Consider the following 18244-nt stretch of genomic DNA (forward strand, 5'->3'; position numbering starts at 1 on the left):
TATTCACTTTTAACCAAGTTTAAATCTAAGAAAGTAGACAATCGTCGAATTTTCATCTTAAAGTCCAGGGTCCGGTACTGGACAAACCTGGCGCCGGGTTATCAAATGGTTAACTCACTTTTCGCCGCATGTAAAAAAATCGGCCAGATACGTAACTGGCCGGCGTACCTGCTGGTGTTTACAAGCACGACACATACCTTTCGGGAGAATTATGCAATCCTCTGTTAATCATAAAGAGAGCCGGACGTTCTTCGGCCATCCGTATCCGCTCGGTTCGCTGTTCTTCACCGAGATGTGGGAGCGTTTCTCGTTTTACGGCATTCGCCCGCTACTGATCCTGTTTATGGCCGCCACCGTCTATGACGGCGGGATGGGCCTCGCGCGTGAAAACGCCTCCGCGATTGTCGGTATCTTTGCCGGTACCATGTACCTGGCCGCGCTGCCGGGCGGCTGGCTGGCGGATAACTGGCTCGGCCAGCAGAGAGCCGTCTGGTACGGTTCGATCCTGATTGCGCTCGGCCACCTGTCGATTGCGCTCTCGGCCATCATGGGCGACAACCTGTTCTTTATCGGCCTGATGTTTATCGTGCTCGGCTCCGGGCTGTTCAAGACCTGTATCTCGGTCATGGTGGGTACCCTGTATAAAAAAGGCGACGCGCGTCGTGACGGCGGTTTCTCGCTGTTCTATATGGGCATCAACATGGGCTCGTTCATCGCGCCGCTGATTTCCGGCTGGCTGATTAAAACTCACGGCTGGCACTGGGGCTTTGGCATTGGCGGCATCGGGATGCTGGTGGCGCTGATCATCTTCCGCGTGTTTGCCGTTCCGGCCATGAAACGCTATGACGGCGAAGTCGGCCTCGACTCCACCTGGAACAGCCCGGTGGTGAAGCGTAACGGCGTGGGCGTGTGGCTGCTGGCGCTGGCGGCAGGCGTGGCAACGATCGTGACGCTGATTGCGCAGGGCGTGATTGTGATTAACCCGGTCGCGGTAGCCAGCGTGCTGGTCTACGTCATTGCGGCGTCCGTTGCCCTCTACTTTATTTATCTGTTTGTTTTTGCGGGCCTGAATCGTAAAGAGCGCGCCAGACTGCTGGTCTGCTTTATTCTGCTGATCTCCGCGGCGTTCTTCTGGTCCGCGTTCGAACAGAAGCCAACCTCGTTCAACCTGTTTGCCAACGACTACACTAACCGCACGATCGGCGATTTCGAAATCCCGGCGGTATGGTTCCAGTCGATCAACGCCCTGTTCATCATCCTGCTGGCACCGGTGTTCAGCTGGGCGTGGCCGAAGCTGGCGAGCATGAACATTCGCCCGAGCAGCATCACCAAGTTTGTTATCGGTATTCTGTGTGCGGCGGCGGGCTTTGGCCTGATGATGCTGGCGGCGCAGAACGTGCTGAGCAGCGGTGGGGCGGGCGTGTCGCCGTTCTGGCTGGTAGGCAGTATCCTGATGCTAACGCTCGGCGAACTGTGTCTCAGCCCGATTGGCCTGGCGACCATGACGCTGCTGGCGCCGGAGAGAATGCGCGGCCAGATGATGGGTCTGTGGTTCTGCGCCAGCGCGCTGGGTAACCTGGCGGCAGGGCTGATTGGCGGCCACGTGAAGGCCGACCAGCTGGATATGCTGCCGGATCTCTTTGCGCGCTGCTCCATCGCGCTGCTGATTTGTGCCGCGGTGCTGATCGTCCTCATTGTTCCGGTGCGCCGCATGCTGGAAAATGCGCAGACTAAACCGGCAGCTGAAGCCTGATCGTATTCAGCCTACCGGGGCGCTTTTCCTGCCCCGGTAAAATTCAACAGGAGAGTATATGTCGATAACCTGCCCGGATTGCCAGGCTACGCTTGAGCCCCTGAACGGGGCAGCACACTGCGAGCGCTGCAATAAAGATATTGCGCTTGAAGCCCGTTGCCCGGAGTGCCATCAGCCGCTCCAGGTTTTAAAAGCCTGCGGGGCGGTGGACTATTTCTGCCAGAACGGCCACGGCTTGATCTCTAAAAAACGCGTGGAGTTTGTTCCGGTCGAAGGTTAATCGCACACGCAGCCTTCGCCTTTCTTCCACAGCTCGACCAGCGACTCGGGGGCTTCCTGCTCCGGCACCAGCACAATGATATCGGCGTAGTGCGCCTGATTTTGTCCGGTCCAGATAATCTGGATGCGGAAATAGCGCTGGTCGCCGCTGCCGGGTGACGTAGCTTGCCCTGGCGGCTGGCCGCGTGGAAACGCCTGCTCCAGGATGCTCACCAGGCGCTGGCGCTGGGCCTCATTGAGCGAGGCGAGCGCGATGGTGCGCTGCCCGCTGAGCTTGGGAATAAAAGCGACGCCGCCTTCCCGGGCCAGCTCAACCACGGCGTCATCCGTCAGTTCCGGAACCTGCATTTACAGCACTCCCACCTGTTCCCAGGCTTGTTTAATGGCCGCCCCAACGTCGCTGCCGGAGCGCTTCTCTCCGTGCGCGATCGTCAGTTTTGCGAAGGCCTCAAAATCCGCATCCTGCGCCAGATTGCGATCGCAAACCGTGTCGTACCAGGCATAACCCGCTTTTTCCCAGGCGTAGCCGCCGATCGCCGTCGCGGCCAGATAAAATGCCCGGTTGGGGATGCCGGAGTTCAGATGCACGCCGCCGTTATCCTCGCGCGTTTTAATGAAATCCTTCATGTGCGCAGGCTGCGGGTCTTTGCCGAGCAGCGGATCGTTGTAGGCGGTACCCGGTTCAGACATGGAGCGCAGCCCTTTGCCGTTGATCCCTTTCGCCAGCAGCCCTTCACCAATCAGCCAGTCCGCCTTATCGGCGGTTTGCTTCAGATGGTACTGTTTCACCAGCGAGCCAAACACGTCAGAGAGAGACTCGTTCAGCGCGCCGGACTGCTCAAAGTAGATGAGCCCGGCTTCGGTCTCGGTCACGCCGTGGCTCAGCTCGTGCGCCACCACGTCGATGGCGATGGTAAAGCGGTTAAATATTTCCCCGTCGCCGTCGCCGAACACCATCTGCTGACCGTTCCAGAAGGCGTTCTGATATTCCCTGCCGTAGTGCACGGTGCCGGTTAAAATAAGCCCTTTATTATCGAGCGAATCGCGCTGATATTCTTTCCAGAAGAAATCGTGGGTAACCCCTAAATAATCGTAGGCTTCATCGACCGCCACATCGCCATTTGACGGCTGGCCTTCATAACGCACCTGCGTACCCGGCAGCTCCTGGGTTTGCTTCGCATCGTAGATATCACGCTCCAGCTGTCCGGCTTTATTCACGTGCGGCGCGGCGGGTTTGCCCGGCATATGGGCCATGAGCGTCTGGACATGGGTTAAGGTCTGGCGGGCACAGCGCTGCTGCGGCTCGGAACCGCTTTCGATAATACGACGCAGAATATACGGGGGAATAACGCTATAAAGATGGGTCATGCTGCTCTCCTTATTAAAAAAGGGAATAGCAGCAGTATAGTAAGTAACCGGCGAAGAATTATCCGGTTTTACGCTGGCGCGTCTTTTTCACCGGTTTTATTGATTTCACTTCGCTTTCTACCCAGCCGTCTGAAAGACGCGTCGTCAGCACATCGCCGGTATTGACCTGTTTGGTTTGCTTGAGCACCTTGCCGTCCGTTGCCGTCGTCACGCTATAGCCGCGCGCCAGCGTGGAAAGAGGGCTGACCGCTTCAAGATGGGTCACCGCATTGCCAAAGCGTTCGCGGGTGGCGCTGAGACGGGCACGCAGGTTTTCCGCCAGACGGTACTCCAGCTGCTGGATCCGCGTTTGCGCGCGATAAATTTTCGGCTGCGGGTTCTGCTGGTTCAGACGCTGGGTCACGCGCTGCTGGCGCGATACCGCGCGCTTGAGCTGCGCGTCCATCGCAAAATTCATGCGCTGGCGCAGACGCTCCAGCACCGTCTGCTGACGCGCCAGGCGCAGCTGCGGGTGCTGCTGCTGCAGACGATGATGCAGCTGGGTAAAGCGCCGGGTCCGGTTGGCGAGGTAGTAGTCCATCGCCATCTCAAGACGCTGCTGGCCGCTCTGGATTTGACGCAGCAGCTCCAGCTGGTTGCGGCTGACCACTTCCGCCGCCGCGGACGGCGTAGGGGCACGCAAATCCGCGACAAAATCGGCTATCGTCACGTCCGTTTCGTGCCCGACGGCGCTCACTACGGGGATTAGGCTGGCAAAGATTGCCCGCGCCACGCGCTCGTCGTTAAAGCTCCAGAGATCTTCCAGCGAGCCGCCGCCGCGCCCGACGATGAGGACGTCGCACTCATGACGGGCGTTCGCCAGCTCAATAGCGCGCACAATCTGGCCCGGCGCATCGTCGCCCTGAACGGCGGTCGGGTAGATAATGACGGGCAGGGAAGGGTCGCGACGCTTCAGCACGTGCAGAATATCGTGCAGCGCCGCACCGGTTTTCGAGGTGATGACGCCCACGCAGTGGGCAGGCGAGGGCAGCGGCTTTTTGAACTGCTGGTCGAAAAGTCCCTCTTCGGAGAGCTTCGACTTTAACTGCTCGTACTTCTGCTGCAGCAGGCCTTCGCCCGCTGGCTGCATGCTCTCGACGATAATTTGATAATCACCGCGCGGCTCGTACAGGGTGATATTGGCGCGCACCAGAACCTGCTGGCCGTGCTGCGGACGGAACGTCACGCGGCGGTTGCTGTTGCGGAACATCGCGCAGCGCACCTGGGCGGTATCGTCTTTTAGGGTAAAGTACCAGTGGCCGGAAGAGGGCTGCGTGAAGTTAGAGATCTCACCGCTGATCCAGACCTGCCCCATTTCCTGCTCAAGCAGCAAACGCACCGTCTGGTTAAGGCGGCTGACGGTATAAATTGAGGGGGATTGAGAGGATAACATGTGAGCGGGATCAAATTCTAAATCAGCAAGTTATTCAGTCGATAGTAACCTGCTGAGAGGTGAGCGCAAGCATTTTTTTTAAAAAAGTGTGGATGCAATCGGTTACGCTCTGTATAATGCCACGGCAATATTTAACCACCCAGGTCAGAGATATTGCCCATGCTACGTATCGCTAAAGAAGCACTGACGTTTGACGACGTCCTCCTCGTTCCCGCTCACTCCACCGTTCTGCCGAATACTGCCGACCTCAGCACGCAGTTGACGAAAACCATTCGCCTGAACATTCCTATGCTCTCCGCGGCTATGGACACCGTGACTGAAGCGCGCCTGGCTATCGCCCTGGCACAGGAAGGCGGCATTGGCTTTATCCACAAAAACATGTCCATCGAGCGTCAGGCGGAAGAAGTTCGGCGCGTGAAGAAACATGAATCCGGCATTGTGTCTGACCCGCAGACCGTTCTGCCAACCACCACCCTGCACGAAGTGAAAGCTCTGACCGAGCGTAACGGCTTCGCCGGTTACCCGGTGGTGACCGAAGAGAACGAGCTGGTCGGCATTATTACCGGCCGTGACGTGCGTTTCGTGACCGACCTGAACCAGCCCGTCAGCGTATACATGACGCCAAAAGAGCGTCTGGTTACCGTTCGCGAAGGTGAAACCCGCGACGTGGTGCTGGCAAAAATGCACGAAAAACGCGTTGAAAAAGCGCTGGTTGTTGACAGCAACTTCCACCTGCGCGGCATGATCACCGTTAAAGATTTCCAGAAAGCAGAACGTAAACCGAACGCCTGTAAAGACGAGCATGGCCGTCTGCGCGTTGGCGCTGCGGTTGGCGCAGGTGCCGGTAACGAAGAGCGCGTTGACGCGCTGGTTGCGGCGGGCGTTGACGTCCTGCTGATTGACTCTTCTCATGGCCACTCCGAAGGCGTTCTGCAGCGTATTCGTGACACCCGTGCCAAATACCCTGACCTGCAGATCATCGGCGGTAACGTGGCCACTGGCGCAGGCGCTCGCGCGCTGGCTGACGCCGGCTGCAGCGCGGTGAAAGTGGGTATCGGTCCTGGCTCAATTTGTACTACTCGTATCGTCACCGGCGTGGGCGTTCCGCAGATCACCGCCGTGTCTGACGCGGTTGAAGCGCTGGAAGGCACCGGCATTCCGGTTATCGCCGACGGCGGTATCCGCTTCTCTGGCGACATCGCCAAAGCGATCGCCGCGGGCGCCGCTGCCGTCATGGTAGGCTCCATGCTGGCCGGTACCGAAGAATCCCCGGGTGAGATCGAACTCTACCAGGGCCGTTCTTACAAATCTTACCGCGGCATGGGCTCTCTGGGCGCGATGTCCAAAGGTTCCTCTGACCGTTACTTCCAGACCGATAACGCCGCCGACAAGCTGGTGCCGGAAGGTATCGAAGGTCGCGTTGCCTATAAAGGCCGCCTGAAAGAGATCATTCACCAGCAGATGGGCGGCCTGCGCTCATGTATGGGTCTGACCGGCTGTGGTACCATTGACCTGCTGCGTACCAAAGCGGAATTCGTACGCATCAGCGGTGCGGGTATCCAGGAGAGCCACGTTCACGACGTGACGATCACCAAAGAGTCTCCGAACTATCGTTTGGGCTCCTGATTTTCTTCGCCCGACCTTGTGTCGGGCGATTTATTTAATCTGTTTCACTTGCCTCGGAATTAGCGTCAATGACGGAAAACATTCATAAACATCGCATTCTCATCCTGGACTTCGGTTCGCAGTACACTCAGCTGGTGGCGCGTCGCGTACGTGAACTGGGCGTTTACTGTGAGCTGTGGGCGTGGGATGTCACGGAAGCACAGATTCGCGAATTCAATCCAAGCGGCATCATCCTGTCCGGCGGCCCGGAAAGCACCACCGAAGAGAACAGCCCGCGCGCGCCGCAGTACGTGTTCGAAGCGGGCGTGCCGGTATTCGGCGTTTGCTACGGTATGCAGACCATGGCAATGCAGCTGGGCGGCCACGTAGAAGGCTCCAGCGAGCGCGAGTTCGGCTATGCGCAGGTTGAAGTGGTTAACGACAGCGCGCTGGTGCGCGGTATCGAGGATTCCCTGACCGCAGACGGCAAACCGCTGCTGGACGTGTGGATGAGCCACGGCGACAAAGTTACCGCCATCCCATCTGACTTTGTGACCGTTGCCAGCACCGAAAGCTGCCCGTTTGCCATCATGGCGAACGAAGAAAAACGCTTCTACGGCGTGCAGTTCCACCCGGAAGTGACCCACACCCGTCAGGGTATGCGCATGCTGGAGCGCTTCGTTCGCGACATCTGCCAGTGTGAAGCCCTGTGGACCCCGGCAAAAATCATCGACGACGCCGTGGAGCGTATCCGCCAGCAGGTTGGCGATGACAAGGTCATTCTCGGCCTTTCCGGCGGCGTGGACTCCTCCGTGACCGCGATGCTGCTGCACCGCGCCATCGGCAAAAACCTGACCTGCGTCTTCGTGGATAACGGCCTGCTGCGCCTGAACGAAGCCCAGCAGGTGATGGACATGTTCGGCGACCACTTCGGCCTGAACATCGTTCACGTGGAAGGCGAGCAGCGCTTCCTGGACGCGCTGAAAGGCGAGAACGATCCGGAAGCGAAGCGTAAAATCATCGGCCGCGTGTTCGTGGAAGTGTTCGACGAAGAAGCGCTGAAGCTGGAAGACGTGAAGTGGCTGGCGCAGGGCACCATCTACCCTGACGTGATCGAGTCTGCGGCCTCCGCGACCGGTAAAGCACACGTCATCAAATCTCACCACAACGTGGGCGGCCTGCCGAAAGAGATGAAGATGGGCCTGGTTGAACCGCTGCGCGAGCTGTTCAAAGATGAAGTGCGTAAGATCGGTCTGGAACTGGGTCTGCCGTACGACATGCTCTACCGTCACCCGTTCCCGGGCCCGGGTCTGGGCGTGCGCGTGCTGGGCGAAGTGAAGAAAGAGTACTGCGACCTGCTGCGTCGCGCGGACGCTATCTTCATCGAAGAGCTGCACAAAGCTGACCTGTACAACAAGGTAAGCCAGGCGTTCACCGTGTTCCTGCCGGTTCGCTCCGTCGGCGTGATGGGCGATGGCCGTAAGTACGACTGGGTTGTCTCCCTGCGTGCGGTGGAAACCATCGACTTCATGACCGCGCACTGGGCGCACCTGCCGTACGACTTCCTTGGCCGCGTGTCTAACCGCATCATCAACGAAGTAAACGGTATTTCCCGCGTGGTGTATGACATCAGCGGTAAGCCACCGGCTACGATTGAGTGGGAATGATTTCGCGTCTGGCAACAGCCTGCACGTATAAGCAGTAAATTACTTCTAAGCCCGCGTAACTGTGGGCTTTTTTGTTTTTATGTCTGGCACTTTCTGGCAGCTGTTAGCAACGGGAAGCACGGTTTTTTCAATGGAATTTTTGATGGTACTCTCTGGTTTTGAATTCAGGTTTGAAAAAGTACCATGTGATAAATTTCGGTTGAGTTATGGTATTTGTTTTTTATAAATCGATTAAAAACAGATAGTTAAATGACTTTTCTGAATTTTTTACAACATGGTATTTTTTGATAAAGGAAAATAATAAACCATGTTGGGTGCAGGATACCCTTAATTACTACAAGAATCAGGCCGGGAGTCTCGATGCGTACCTGAAACGATATCAGGATGTTAACTACTACAGGACATAACCTTGCTTTAATAGCAATGTTAAATGTACCTCGTCTGAAATTAGCGCATTGCGTGAAGCTGAACAGAACAGTTCAGGGGCACGTAAAAAGGCCAATGACGCTCTATTTAAGGTAATTGACGAACAGCAGAACACCCTGCAGAGCGATGCTGATAACCTTGCAGATTTGCAAACTCAGGCAACCGGCTCACAAGGGCAAATGGAAGCTATTCAGGCCGCTACCAGCTTGCCAGCGCGCAGACAAACCAGTTACTGCAAATCCGCTCGCTTCTGATAGCTCAACAAAACGCTGCGGCAACACTGGCACAGGCTCAGGCCGATAAAGAAGCCCAACAAATAGCTGCTGATGAGAACGTATTAGCTGGGCAGAACACACCAAGCCCGAAGCGAATTTGGTGAAGAACAACTGAATGAAAATAAAATTATGATGGTTTTTATTATAATCATTTCAATGATTATATGTTCTTGCGAAAAAAAGATAACGATTGCTCATCGATACCAGATAATAAATTTGATGCACATAGATCCGATAAGTGTGCATTGCGTAGTAATAACAATCCAAGCCCTAAACGAGAATGGTAATCATGAAAATAGTGAGTAAGCTCACCTTTCTAGGTATCATAATTTTCTTTTCTATAAATGTCTATGCTGGTGAATTAGATAGTAGCGGGCTACTTGATTCTTTATTAGATAAGTTTCAACAAGTAGCCAGTACATGGACAACAGTAATTGCTGACTATGCAAATTGGCTCTTCTGGGGGCTGGTATTAATAAGTATGGTTTGGACATTTGGTATGATGGCAATGCAAGGAGAAGGGTTGACAGGCGTACTTGCTGAAATAGTTCGCTTTTTTGCCGTCATTGGTTTTTTTTATTATCTTTTAATCAACGGCCCATCCATATCGCAATCCATAATTAATTCAATGAGGCAACTTGCAGCAAACGCTTTAGGAATAAGTACTGGTATTTCGCCCTCAAGCATAGTTGATATGGCGTTTGCGATATTAACAAAGGTCAGTTCAGCCGCAGCAATTTGGTCGCCAATGATATCCACCATTATGATAACAGTAGCGATAATCGTTTTGGTAGTGATGTCCCTTATAGCGATAAATATGCTAATCATGTTGGTTTCTGCATGGGTGTTATGTTATGCAGGAGTTATATTGCTTGGATTTGGTGGTTCGAAATGGACCTCTGATATAGCAATTAATTACTTACGAACTGTTTTATCGATTGGCATTCAATTATTCACGATGACATTAATTATTGGGATTGGACAATCATTTATAGATCAATATTTTTCTCTTATTAAAGATGATGTTCCTGATCTTAATAGTCTTATCGTTTTGCTTCTGGCGTCAATTATCCTGTTAGTATTAACGAATAAGCTACCACTGTTGTTATCAGGTGTTGTAGGAGGGGCTTCTTTACAAGGGATTGGTGGATTTGGGGCGGGTATGATTACTGGCGCTGCCGCTACTGCCATCAGCGGTGCTGGAGCAATGGCAATGGGGGCATCAGCTCAAGTCAGCGGCGGAGCCTCTGCATTAAAGGCAGCGTTCGAGTCTGCGCAAGCTGCCATGGCCTAGGAATCTGGTTCAGGCGGTGGAGGCGGTTCCGGTGGAGGATTTGGCGGCGGGGAAGATACCGGTTCTGTAGATACTTCTGGAGGCCAACCCTCCGGCAGTTCCGGTGGTTCGTCAGCATGGAGCAGTTCAGTTAGCGCCAGCGGAGGAAGTCAGGGGTTTGCTTCATTCTCACGAGCTGGCCGCATGGCAAGCCATATGGGAAGCATCATGGCCAACGGAGCTGCTGAGTACCAGAAAATGAAGCGAAGTAGCAATTCTTCTCGTGTCCAACAAACTATTGGAGGGGAGTTGGCGACTCAGATACGTAAGCAGACAGCTACTCATCGGGATAACCGCGAACATGATGATTTTGCCGGAGATAGCTTATCCGGCAATAATAAATCTTGAATCACGCGCGTCAGTTAACGAGGTAGCGTGAGCTGACGCTTTCACTGAGCTAGCCTAACTCACGGAACTAAAAGGAAAAAACATGTCCAGGACTCCCGATTCACAGTTACGTATTGAGGGCTTTCGCAAAGCAGAGGCTTCCCTGAGACTTGAAGGAATGGACCCCAGTGGTACTGCGCTCTATGAGTCCATTAAGGCACGTATTATTTCAGGTGAGCTGACGTATGAGCAGGGGCGTTCTGAGATTTTTGCGCACTACACAAAATCAGATAACGTCGGGCCTGTGACAGTGGGAGAGATGCTGGTAGAGGAATTTTTGAAACCGCTGAACATGTCTCATGATGAACTGGCGGAAGCTATGGGTATCTGCAAGCGGTATATTGACGATATTATCTGCGGTTTGCGTCGTCTTACGGATGATGAAGCTCGCGTTCTTGCTACGATTTTTAGAACTGATGAGGACTTCTGGAGCAATCTTGACGCGTTGCGATATTGTAAGGAACAACGACGGACATAATCAATCCGCTGCTACCTCATATGTCATAATACAGCCGCCCTTGAAGTGTCATGAAAGTTCCAGCTTCAGCCTGCAGTCTTTTCTCGAAACTACAATTCTCGCTTTAAAAAGGTACCAGTGCCTTGTGGAAGGCTGAGTAGGGGACTGAATCCGATACATAGCAGGGTTCTATTCTGTTAAGCTTATGGCCCAAAATTTCCAAGAAAACTTAGGATTTGACATGAGTTCACTGCACATTATCGGTAGCAGCAGTGCGGTAGCATGCCAATGGAGAGCTGTACGCAAATGAACCCTGTAGAAATTGAGCAAGCCATAACGGATCTTGCGGAACAAGACTTTGATCCCGTGGAGTTTCCTTATGCTTTTCTTGAGGCTTTTGGTAACAAGGCAACGACTATCAAACGCCTGCGCGCCGGGGCATCGAACAAGTCCGACTTAGGTGGCGTTCTTCAGACCAACAACATTCACATTTTGGTCTGCGAAACAGATCAGGTAACGCAGATGCTGGCAGCACTCAAAGCCAGCCCGGCAACAACTAAGGCCAAAGCGAAGTTCATCTTGGCCACGGACGGAAAATACTTTGAAGCCGAAGATCTCAATAGCGGCCAGACCGTCGCTTGTGCCTTTGAAAACTTTCCCGATCACTTCGGCTTCTTTTTGCCGCTGGCAGGTATTACCACCGTTCGCCAGATTAGCGAGAACGCCTTTGACATTCGAGCTACCAGCCGTCTAAACCGTCTATATGTCGAACTATTGAAAGATAACCCTGAATGGGGTACTGCGAAGCGTCGTCACGACATGAACAAATTCATGGCGAGACTAATTTTCTGCTTTTTCGCTGAAGATACCGATATATTTATCGGCAAGGGACGCTTCACCGAGACCATTGAGCAGATGAGTGAACGTGATGCTTCAAATATGCACGACGTCATCGCCACGCTGTTTCGTGCTATGAACACTCCAAGTGATGAGCGTGCCGGTATCGGTATTCCGCGCTGGGCTGCGGAGTTTCCTTATGTTAACGGTGCTTTGTTCTCGGGTACTGAAGAAGTGCCGCGCTTTAGCCGTATCGCTCGTTCCTACCTGCTGCATGTTGGCAATTTGGACTGGACTAGAATCAACCCGGACATCTTCGGATCAATGATCCAGGCGGTCACCGATGATGAGGAACGCGGTAAGCTTGGAATGCATTACACCAGTGTTCCCAACATCTTGAAGGTCCTAAACCCGCTGTTTCTTGATGACCTGCGGTCAAAACTGGAAGAAGCGGGTGACAACCCACGCGCCTTGATCAACCTGCGCAAGCGAATCTCCCGCATCCGCGTATTCGATCCAGCTTGTGGTTCGGGCAACTTCCTAGTCATTGCCTATAAGGAAATGCGCGCCATTGAGGCCGAGATTAACCAGCGTCGCGAAGAGCCAAACCGTGCCTCTGATATCCCGCTTACCAATTTTCGCGGGATCGAGTTGCGTGATTTTCCGGCGGAGATCGCCCGCCTCGCGTTGGTTATCGCCGAGTACCAGTGCGACGTGCTGTATCGGGGTTTGAAGCTGGCATTAGCCGAGTTCCTGCCCTTACGCAACGAGAACTGGATCACTTGTGGCAACGCATTACGGATTGACTGGTTGAGCGTGTGTCCTCCGAGCGGAACCGGTGTGAAAGTACAGACTGATAGTCTACTTGATTTTCCACACGAGCAAGCTGAGATCGATTTCGAAAACGAGGGGGGGGAAACTTATATCTGCGGTAACCCTCCATACTTGGGCTCCCGTGATCAGAAAGACGAGCAAAAATCCGATCTTCGAGTTCTTTTCGATAAGCGAGTCGAAAACTGGAAATCCCTTGACTATGTTGCTGGATGGTGGATTAAAGCGGCCGACTACTGCGCCCATACCGACGGTATAGCCGCCTTTGTTTCCACGAATTCTATTTGCCAAGGTTTGCAGGTGCCAATTCTATGGCCAGCGATCTTTGCAAGCGGCTGTCAGATTGATTTTGCATACACCTCCTTTCGATGGGCCAATCTCGCCAGCCATAACGCAGGCGTTACTGTGGTTATCGTTGGTATAACGGCGAAGCCTCACAGTCCGAGGCTCCTGTATTCTTTGGATCGTTCGGGAAACACAATTGAGCGCCAAGGTTCATACATAAATCCCTATTTGGCCTTAGGCGAAACCATAATCGTGCAGAAGGCCAGTCAGCCTCTATCAGAACTTAGCGAGATGACTTTCGGAAACACGCCGATAGACGGTGGTCTCTTATTGCTCTCACGGGAGGAGCGTGACGCGCTTCAACTTACTCCCGAACAACAACATCGCTTTGTCAAACGGATTGTTGGTTCTGCTGAGTTAATTCGTGGCTTGGAACGCTATTGCCTGTGGATTGAAGATCAGCATTTGGATGAGGCTCAAACAATACTTCCTCTTGCTCAACGCATCCGTGGAGTACGGGATTTGCGGCTCAATGGAGGAAAGACTGCGAGGGACATTGCCGAAAGGTCACACCAATTCCAACGTATGTTCATTGGGAAACACTCTACTCTTATCGTCCCCAGTGTTTCATCCGAATCCCGAGAGTACTTACCCTGCGGTTACGAACCTGCTGGAACTGTCGTCAGTAACCTCGCCTTCGCTCTTTACGACGCCCCGCTTTGGAATATGGGAGTTATCGCGAGCCGCTTACACTTAGTTTGGATCGCTACTGTCTGCGGCAAGATGAAAACCGACTTTCGTTACTCCAATACCCTTGGTTGGAACACTTTCCCGATGCCGATATTGACAGAGAAAAATAAGGCTGACTTAACGCGCTGTGCAGAGGACATACTTCTGGCGCGGGAGCGTCATTTTCCGGCGACCATTGCAGATCTCTACGACCCCGAGAAGATGCCCGCTGACTTGCGGGGGGCGCATGAGCGTAATGACGAAGTGCTTGAACGCATTTACATTGGTCGTCGCTTTAAGAATGACACTGAGCGGCTTGAGAAACTGTTCGACCTCTACACCAAGATGGCCGCTTCGGCTGCATCAGACAAGGGCAAAAAGCGCAAAGTGGGAGCCAACGCATGAGCGTCAAAATCAAGTCAGTACCTTCCGTCTCTGTTACTTATTCACGCAATGGAGCATCGACTAAGGCTAATACCCTTGGAATGCGGCCAATGCAAGAGCGGGCCTATGAGAAGCGCGGAGAACAATACCTTCTCATCAAGTCGCCGCCCGCTTCCGGCAAGAGTCGTGCGCTGATGTTTATCGCTCTCGATAAACTCGAAAATCAGGGGATAAAGCAGGTCATCATCGTCGTGCCAGAAAAATCCATCGGTGCTAGCTTCAACGATGAACCGCTGTCGCAGTATGGTTTCTGGACTGATTGGCATGTCGAACCTAAGTGGAACCTATGCAACGCACCCGGTAACGACAACGGCGGAAAGGTGAATTCTCTCGGCACTTTTCTTGAAGGTAGCGATAAGGTGCTGGTTTGTACACATGCGACCTTTCGCTTCGCGGTCGATGCCTACGGTGTAGAGGCGTTTGACAATCGCCTGATTGCCGTTGATGAGTTCCATCATGTGTCAGCTAACCCGGATAACAAGCTCGGTCAGCATCTGGGGCAGTTCATCGCGCGGGACAAGACGCATATCGTTGCCATGACTGGCTCCTACTTCCGGGGCGATGCGGAGGCCGTGTTGGCCCCGCAGGATGAGTTGAGGTTCGATACCGTCACCTACACCTACTACGAACAACTCAACGGTTACGAATACCTTAAGCAACTCGACATCGGCTACTTCTTCTACAGTGGCTCCTACGTCGATGACATCCTTAATGTCCTCGATCCTGACAAGAAGACCATTATCCATATACCCAACGTCAATTCGCGAGAGAGCACGAAGGATAAAATCAAAGAGGTGGAGCACATTCTCGGCGAGCTTGGCGATTGGCAAGGAGCGGATCCTGTGACTGGTTTTCAGCTAGTCAAATGCCTCGATGGACGCGTGCTACGGATTGCTGATCTGGTGGACCCAACTAGCCAAGGCAAGATTCAGGAAAGCCTTCGTGCAGCAGAAATGAAGTCAGATCGCGATTATGTGGACATCATTATTGCACTCGGTATGGCGAAGGAAGGTTTCGACTGGATTTGGTGCGAACATGCTCTGACAGTGGGCTACCGTGCTAGCTTGACCGAGATTGTGCAGATTATCGGTCGCGCAACTCGAGACGCACCGGGTAAAACCCGCGCGAGATTTACTAACCTGATCGCCGAGCCAGACGCTGTTGAAGGGGCTGTCACTGAGGCAGTCAACGATACTTTGAAAGCTATTGCAGCCAGCCTGCTGATGGAGCAGGTACTTGCTCCGCGCTTCGAGTTCAGGCCCAAAAACCCAGAAAGCGGACCGATCCCAGGCTATGACTATGGTGATAAAGGGTATGATCCGGATAACTACAATTTTGGTGTAAATGAGCAGACAGGAACGTATCAAATCGAGATTAAGGGTCTTGCCGAGCCCAAGAGCAAAGAGGCTGCGCGCATATGTCAGGAAGATTTAAACGAAGTGATCGCGGCCTTTGTGCAGGATAAATCTGCCATTGAACGAGGTCTGTTCGACGAAGAGCTGATACCCGAAGAATTAACACAAGTTCGTATGGGTAAGATCATCAAGGAAAAGTACCCTGAACTTGACGTTGAAGATCAGGAGGCTGTACGTCAGCACGCCATAGCCGCCCTCAACCTTACTCAGCAGGCCAAGAAGCTTATCACCGATGAGAACAATGGGACACTCAATACTGCTCTGATCGATGGCGTGCGTCGCTTTGCGATGGATGTACGTGATTTAGACATAGACCTTATCGATCGCATCAATCCCTTCGGTGAAGCTTACGCCATTCTCGCTAAGACGATGAGCGAAGACAGCTTGAAGCAGGTCGAGGCGGCCATCTCGGCCAAGCGTACTGCTATAACACCTGAAGATGCCAAAGTTATCGCAAAGCGTGCTGCTGAATTCAAACGTGAACGTGGACGCCTTCCATCGCTAACTTCACCGGATGCTTGGGAAAAGCACCTTGCCGAAGGTGCCGCCGCGTTTATGCGTTTTAGGGCGGAGGGGCGTTATGAGTAAATTTGATCTAGACGATTTGGCTGATGAACTTGCCGAGTTTGCACCACCTCAGAAGAAAAAAGGACGTTCAGCCAGCGAGGAACGTATTATCGCAGGTTTTGAGGAAATCCAGCGCTTCGCTGAACAATATGGACGATCGCCGCAACACGGCGAAGATCGTGAGATATTCGAGCGTCTCTATGCTGTGCGGCTTGACCGTTTACGCAGTCTTCCAGACTGTCGTGCCTTGCTTGAGCCACTGGATCATCAGGGCTTATTGACCGGAGGGGGCCAAGTAGTGGAGTCAGCGGACGAAGTTATTGATATCGATAATTTGGCTGCCGAACTGGCTGATGTTAGCAGCGAGGACGATATTACAGTCTTGCGTTATGTTCGTGCTAGCGCCGAAAAGCGTGCTGTACAAGGGGTCGCGGATCGCAAGCCGTGCGAGGATTTTGATGCGTTCAAACCGCTATTTGAGCAGGTGCGCAGCGATCTAAGTTCAGGGTTAAGAGTGACCCGACCTTTTGGGCAGTATGCAACGATTGAAGTGGGCCATTGGTTCATCCTGGATGGTCAAACGGCTTATGTGGCTGAGGAAGGTGAAGAGTTCGATTCGCCACAGGGGAAGAAAGATGCTCGGCTGCGTGTCATTTACTCGAATGGTACAGAAAGCAACCTACTTCGGCTGTCATTGGTTCGTGCTTTGTATAAAGACGAAACAGCACGTCGAATTACCGATCCAGACATGGGCCCTTTATTCAGCGATGCTTTAGAAGAGAATGATCTAGAAAGTGGCACCATTTATGTATTGCGTTCGCTATCTGATAACCCTTATGTGACCGAACATCGTGATGTCATTCACAAGATTGGTGTTACTGGCGGCAAGGTAGAGACTCGTATTGCCAATGCTGAACACGATTCCACATATCTATTAGCGAAGGTCGAGGTGGTAGCTTCATACAAGCTCGCAGGCATCAACCGCACCCGGATGGAAAACCTGTTTCACAGATTGTTCGCACCCGCTCGGCTTAACATTACCATTAACGATCGTTTCGGCCATCCTGTGCAGCCCGAAGAATGGTTTCTCGTTCCGTTATTCATCATCGATGAGGCTGTTTCACGTATCAAGGATGGTAGCATTATCGAGTATGTATATGACCCTATGTCTGCTAAGTTGGTGAAGGCATAGGTATAAATAACCACAGTTGTAGGTAGGCGTTCTCGGGAAAAGAGAGGTATGACGATACTCAGAACAACTCAAACCGAGACGCTTTGCATCACTGAGGAAGTTGCGGCCGAAATGATCGCCGGGTGGCTGAGAGTTGGAGCCTCTATGCATTGCGTGAACGAGGTGTCTGCATCATATGTTGGTGGGTATAGTAATATCTGTACGATCGGCCGAGGTACACGAGTGTTGCCAGATCAAACATTTTTCAGTTGAATCAGCTGAGAATGGTATTATCAGTGGTATTACTATGGATTTATTATTCAATTTCATGTAATTAAAAGGATTTTTTTGATCGTTGATAATAGAGTGGGAATGATTTCCCAACCGGAAACGTCTGGTACTAACAGGTTCTAAATTATCTCTAAGCCCGCGGATTGCGGGCTTTTTTTAGGACAAAGGCTGGCAACACCATGTCAGGTTAGTGCCAGGTGCGGGCACAATGTAAGGCTATCCATTAAATCCTTATTCGATGCGTTCCACATTTGGATGACGATCGGTTGCGGCTTCATGGAAAATGTCACTCAGCCAGCCGGCAATCTCGCCTTCAGCCATATCGTCTGGAATAGCGATGTCATAGAGTCGAGAAAACTTTCTCTCCGTCAGGTCAGCACGAAATACCAGCCACCGATCATTCTTACGTTGAACGCCAATATGCCGTCCAAAAACGTTATATATCAGCATATGCAATCTCCGATCATGCTAGTGAGTTCCTGTATCTATGATACATACGTCAGAGCAGGCCAGAGAGTAAATCGTAAATTGCGGCGCGCGGAATATACATGAAGAAGAGTATAAAACGGGGCTCAGGGCATGCAAACCATCGGAGCCGTGAAGCGGTGACGCTCGCCCTGAAAGGACGCCACTGGCTCGGTTTACATTTCATGCTGAACGGAGCGTCAGATTAGGTTGCGATCTTTACAGGT

Annotated in this window: 12 protein-coding genes and 2 pseudogenes; 10 read left to right on the plus strand and 4 right to left on the minus strand. The window is 52.7% G+C overall.

All coding sequences use genetic code 11. The features are described from left to right. Window positions 1-211: 211 nt before the first annotated feature. Window positions 212-1753, plus strand: a complete 1542-nt coding sequence (locus tag ACMWKK_RS16710; protein WP_112779902.1) for a peptide MFS transporter — start codon at window positions 212-214, stop codon at window positions 1751-1753. Window positions 1754-1811: 58 nt separating this feature from the next. After that, window positions 1812-2033, plus strand: coding sequence for a zinc ribbon domain-containing protein (locus ACMWKK_RS16715; protein ID WP_112779901.1), 222 nt, complete (start codon window positions 1812-1814; stop codon window positions 2031-2033). Here the strand turns inward: ACMWKK_RS16715 and ACMWKK_RS16720 are convergent. Genes ACMWKK_RS16720 through xseA form a run of 3 tightly spaced genes read right to left on the minus strand, consistent with a single transcriptional unit; the run spans window position 2030 to window position 4832 of the window. Next, the gene (locus tag ACMWKK_RS16720; protein ID WP_112779900.1) at window positions 2030-2380 is read right to left on the minus strand and encodes a protealysin inhibitor emfourin; all 351 of its coding nucleotides are present in this window, start codon (window positions 2378-2380) and stop codon (window positions 2030-2032) included. The genes ACMWKK_RS16715 and ACMWKK_RS16720 overlap by 4 nt on opposite strands. Next, the gene (locus tag ACMWKK_RS16725; RefSeq protein WP_112779899.1) at window positions 2381-3400 is read right to left on the minus strand and encodes a M4 family metallopeptidase; all 1020 of its coding nucleotides are present in this window, start codon (window positions 3398-3400) and stop codon (window positions 2381-2383) included. A 58-nt stretch (window positions 3401-3458) separates the two neighbouring features. Continuing rightward, the gene (gene xseA / locus ACMWKK_RS16730) at window positions 3459-4832 is read right to left on the minus strand and encodes an exodeoxyribonuclease VII large subunit (protein WP_112779898.1); all 1374 of its coding nucleotides are present in this window, start codon (window positions 4830-4832) and stop codon (window positions 3459-3461) included. A 159-nt stretch (window positions 4833-4991) separates the two neighbouring features. On the opposite strand from xseA, the gene guaB reads away from it, so the two are divergent. The 8 genes and pseudogenes from guaB to ACMWKK_RS16770 all read left to right on the plus strand — a co-directional run bounded on the left by guaB (window position 4992) and on the right by ACMWKK_RS16770 (window position 17282). Continuing rightward, on the plus strand, window positions 4992-6458 hold the full coding sequence (guaB, locus tag ACMWKK_RS16735) for an IMP dehydrogenase (RefSeq protein ID WP_008502128.1): 1467 nt from the start codon (window positions 4992-4994) through the stop codon (window positions 6456-6458). A 68-nt stretch (window positions 6459-6526) separates the two neighbouring features. Continuing rightward, window positions 6527-8104, plus strand: coding sequence for a glutamine-hydrolyzing GMP synthase (gene guaA, locus ACMWKK_RS16740; RefSeq protein ID WP_045371072.1), 1578 nt, complete (start codon window positions 6527-6529; stop codon window positions 8102-8104). Between the two features lie 299 nt (window positions 8105-8403). Further along, window positions 8404-8909 (plus strand): annotated as a pseudogene (locus ACMWKK_RS16745) (conjugal transfer protein TrbJ); the annotation flags it as partial. 185 nt (window positions 8910-9094) lie between these two features. Next, window positions 9095-10486: pseudogene (trbL, locus tag ACMWKK_RS16750) on the plus strand (P-type conjugative transfer protein TrbL). Between the two features lie 82 nt (window positions 10487-10568). Continuing rightward, window positions 10569-11003: a HigA family addiction module antitoxin gene (locus ACMWKK_RS16755; protein ID WP_112779897.1), complete on the plus strand. Its 435-nt coding sequence runs from the start codon at window positions 10569-10571 to the stop codon at window positions 11001-11003. 285 nt (window positions 11004-11288) lie between these two features. Next, a complete protein-coding gene (locus tag ACMWKK_RS16760) occupies window positions 11289-14069 on the plus strand; it encodes a class I SAM-dependent DNA methyltransferase (protein ID WP_112779896.1) in 2781 nt (926 codons plus the stop codon). Continuing rightward, window positions 14066-16111 (plus strand): DEAD/DEAH box helicase, encoded by a 2046-nt coding sequence (locus ACMWKK_RS16765; RefSeq protein WP_112779895.1) that lies wholly within the window; start codon window positions 14066-14068, stop codon window positions 16109-16111. Before ACMWKK_RS16760 ends, ACMWKK_RS16765 begins: the two co-directional genes overlap by 4 nt. Further along, a complete protein-coding gene (locus tag ACMWKK_RS16770; RefSeq protein WP_112779894.1) occupies window positions 16104-17282 on the plus strand; it encodes a GIY-YIG nuclease family protein in 1179 nt (392 codons plus the stop codon). The genes ACMWKK_RS16765 and ACMWKK_RS16770 overlap by 8 nt, the downstream gene beginning before the upstream one ends. A 501-nt stretch (window positions 17283-17783) precedes the next feature. On the opposite strand, the gene ACMWKK_RS16775 is transcribed toward ACMWKK_RS16770, so the two are convergent. Continuing rightward, window positions 17784-18002, minus strand: coding sequence for a hypothetical protein (locus tag ACMWKK_RS16775; protein ID WP_045325990.1), 219 nt, complete (start codon window positions 18000-18002; stop codon window positions 17784-17786). Window positions 18003-18244: the final 242 nt, after the last annotated feature.

This window comes from Enterobacter sp. 01-M-03-SI-ECC, assembly GCF_047530215.1.
Classification (GTDB): Bacteria; Pseudomonadota; Gammaproteobacteria; order Enterobacterales; family Enterobacteriaceae; genus Enterobacter; species Enterobacter chengduensis.

Excerpts from the sequence above, each read along its gene's own strand:
- guaB (WP_008502128.1), top strand. The coding sequence starts at position 4,992 with ATGCTACGTATCGCTAAAGAAGCACTGACGTTTGACGACGTCCTCCTC.
- ACMWKK_RS16725 (WP_112779899.1), bottom strand. The coding sequence starts at position 3,400 with ATGACCCATCTTTATAGCGTTATTCCCCCGTATATTCTGCGTCGTATT.
- ACMWKK_RS16765 (WP_112779895.1), top strand. The coding sequence starts at position 14,066 with ATGAGCGTCAAAATCAAGTCAGTACCTTCCGTCTCTGTTACTTATTCA.
- ACMWKK_RS16775 (WP_045325990.1), bottom strand. The coding sequence starts at position 18,002 with ATGCTGATATATAACGTTTTTGGACGGCATATTGGCGTTCAACGTAAG.
- ACMWKK_RS16715 (WP_112779901.1), top strand. The coding sequence starts at position 1,812 with ATGTCGATAACCTGCCCGGATTGCCAGGCTACGCTTGAGCCCCTGAAC.
- guaA (WP_045371072.1), top strand. The coding sequence starts at position 6,527 with ATGACGGAAAACATTCATAAACATCGCATTCTCATCCTGGACTTCGGT.
- xseA (WP_112779898.1), bottom strand. The coding sequence starts at position 4,832 with ATGTTATCCTCTCAATCCCCCTCAATTTATACCGTCAGCCGCCTTAAC.
- ACMWKK_RS16770 (WP_112779894.1), top strand. The coding sequence starts at position 16,104 with ATGAGTAAATTTGATCTAGACGATTTGGCTGATGAACTTGCCGAGTTT.
- ACMWKK_RS16760 (WP_112779896.1), top strand. The coding sequence starts at position 11,289 with ATGAACCCTGTAGAAATTGAGCAAGCCATAACGGATCTTGCGGAACAA.
- ACMWKK_RS16710 (WP_112779902.1), top strand. The coding sequence starts at position 212 with ATGCAATCCTCTGTTAATCATAAAGAGAGCCGGACGTTCTTCGGCCAT.
- ACMWKK_RS16755 (WP_112779897.1), top strand. The coding sequence starts at position 10,569 with ATGTCCAGGACTCCCGATTCACAGTTACGTATTGAGGGCTTTCGCAAA.
- ACMWKK_RS16720 (WP_112779900.1), bottom strand. The coding sequence starts at position 2,380 with ATGCAGGTTCCGGAACTGACGGATGACGCCGTGGTTGAGCTGGCCCGG.